At 61.4% G+C, this 2,597-nt stretch carries 2 protein-coding genes; both read left to right on the top strand.

All coding sequences use genetic code 11. The annotated features are described in order from the left end of the window. Positions 1-202: 202 nt before the first annotated feature. Entirely contained in the window at positions 203-1,717 is a 1,515-nt protein-coding gene (gene istA, locus H096_RS16355; RefSeq protein ID WP_033900014.1) for an IS21 family transposase, read from the top strand. Between the two features lie 20 nt (positions 1,718-1,737). Beyond that, positions 1,738-2,493, top strand: a complete 756-nt coding sequence (gene istB / locus H096_RS16350) for an IS21-like element ISPsy14 family helper ATPase IstB (protein WP_033900013.1) — start codon at positions 1,738-1,740, stop codon at positions 2,491-2,493. Positions 2,494-2,597: the final 104 nt, after the last annotated feature.

Below are 2,597 nucleotides of genomic sequence, written 5' to 3'. Positions count from 1 at the left end.
TGCGGATTGCATGACTATCCGGACACCCATTCCACCGACATCTGGACACTGATTCCACGCTGATCCGGACACTCATTCCACGAGCATCCGGACACCGATTCCACGGCCATCCGGACACTTTCAGGCAGGCAGCAACGCAGGAATATTCACTACCATCGACCTCTTTTATCGAAGCGAAGAGGTCGTCGTGGAGCGTTTATCCATGCGTAAAATCCGAGAGGTACTACGCCTAAAGTTCGACGCCGGCCTGTCCGTGCGCAAGATCGCCGCCAGCTTGTCCATCGGCCATTCAAGTGCGGGGGATTATCTTTGCCGATTCGCAGCCAGTGGGCTTCAGTGGCCCATCGATATTTCTGATGCTGAGCTGAATCGACGGCTGTTCCCACCCGCAGTGCCGGTGCCCACCGACCAGCGCCCGATGCCGGACTGGGCGTGGGTACACGCCGAGTTGCGCCGTCCCGGCGTAACCCTGGCGCTGCTCTGGCAGGAATATCGACTCGCTCAACCGCAGGGTTTCCAGTACAGCTGGTTCTGCGAGCACTACCGCCTCTGGGCCGCCAAGGTCGACGTGGTCATGCGCCAGGAACATCGGGCTGGTGAGAAGCTGTTCGTCGATTACGCTGGCCAGACCGTGCCAGTCATTGACCGTCGAACCGGTGAAATCCGCCAAGCGCAGATCTTTGTCGCCGTGCTTGGCGCCTCCAGCTACACCTTTGCCGAGGCCACTTGGTCGCAAAAGCTGCCAGACTGGCTGGGCTCCCACGTGCGCTGCTTCGCTTTTCTCGGCGGCACATCGCAGATCCTGGTGCCGGATAATCTACGCAGCGGCGTCACTAAGGCGCATCGCTATGAGCCCGATATCAATCCCAGTTACCGCGATTTAGCCGAGCATTACGGCGTAGTCGTATTGCCTGCTCGCTCGCGCAAGCCAAGGGACAAAGCCAAGGTCGAAGTCGGCGTCCAAGTCGTCGAACGCTGGATCCTGGCGGTGCTGCGCAACCGCCAGTTTTTCTCGCTCGGTGAACTCAATACCGCCATCGCACTGCTGCTGGATCGCCTCAATCACAAGCCGTTCAAAAAGCTGCCCGGCTCACGCCGATCAGCCTTCGAGGCCATCGACCAACCGGCGCTGCAAGGGCTGCCGGAACACCCCTACGTCTACGCTGAATGGAAAAAGGTACGCGTCCATATCGACTACCACGTCGAGGTCGATGGCCATTTCTACTCGGTGCCGTACCAGTTGGTGAAGCACCAACTCGAAGTGCGGCTCACGGCCCAGACCGTCGAGTGCTTCCACGCCAACCAGCGCGTGGCCAGCCACCTGCGCTCGCTGCACAAAGGCCGCCACACCACCCAAACCGAGCACATGCCCAAGAGCCACCGCGAGCACGCCGAATGGACTCCGCAAAGGCTGATCCGCTGGGCAGAGCAAACCGGGCCCAACACCGCTGGCGTCATCGCCCACATCCTCGAACGCCGAATCCATCCGCAACACGGCTTCCGTGCCTGTCTAGGCATCCTGCGCCTGAGCAAACAGCACGGCGAAGCGCGGCTGGAAGCCGCGTGCCAGCGTGCGCTGGCACTGGGCGCATGCAGTTACAAGAGCCTGGAATCGATCCTGCGCCAGGGGCTGGAACGCCTGCCGCTGGCCCAGCAAAACCTGCCGCTACTGCCCGACGAGCACATCAACCTGCGCGGCCCGGGCTACTACCACTGACCTGAAAAAGGAGGATCAAAATGCTACCAAACCCGACCTTGGACAAGCTGCAAACCTTGCGCCTGCACGGCATGATCAAAGCGCTCAACGAGCAACATGCAACGCCTGACATCAACGATCTCAGCTTCGACGAGCGCCTTGGCCTGATGGTCGACCGCGAGCTGACCGAGCGCGAAGACGCCCGCCTGACCACTCGCCTCAAAGCGGCGCGGCTACGGCACAACGCCTGCCTGGAAGACATCGACTACCGCAGTCCACGTGGCCTGGATAAGGCCTTGATCCTGCAACTGGGCAGCGGCCAGTGGCTGCGCGATGGCCTGAACCTGATCATCGGTGGGCCAACTGGCGTAGGCAAAACCTGGCTCGCCTGCGCGCTGGCCCACAAAGCCTGCCGCGACGGTTACAGCGTGCGATACCTGCGCCTGCCGCGCTTGATGGAGGAACTGGGCCTAGCCCACGGCGACGGCCGCTTCGCCAAATTGATGGCCGGCTATGCCAAGACCGACCTGCTGATCTTGGACGACTGGGGTCTGGCACCGTTTACCGCCGCGCAACGGCGCGACATGCTTGAGCTGCTGGACGACCGCTACGGCAACCGCTCGACGCTGGTTACCAGCCAAATGCCGGTGGACAAATGGCATGCGTTGATCGGCGATCCGACCTTGGGCGATGCGATCCTCGACCGGCTGGTACATAACGCTTATCGGATCGAACTGAAGGGCGAATCGATGCGCAGGCGCGCAACGAAATTGACGGTGGCAGTGGCTTCAGACTAACAATGCAAACCTGCGTCGCTGCGCTCCGACTGCCTGTCCGAATGAGCGTGGAACGGGTGTCCGGATGTTGGTGGGCTGAGTGTCCGGATGGCGTGGAATCCGCA

The sequence above is a fragment of the Pseudomonas sp. FH1 genome (assembly GCF_000510895.2).
Lineage (GTDB): Bacteria > Pseudomonadota > Gammaproteobacteria > Pseudomonadales > Pseudomonadaceae > Aquipseudomonas > Aquipseudomonas azotoformans_A.
Note: the sequence above shows the minus strand (reverse complement) of the source record. Positions and strands in the feature narration are given on the sequence as shown.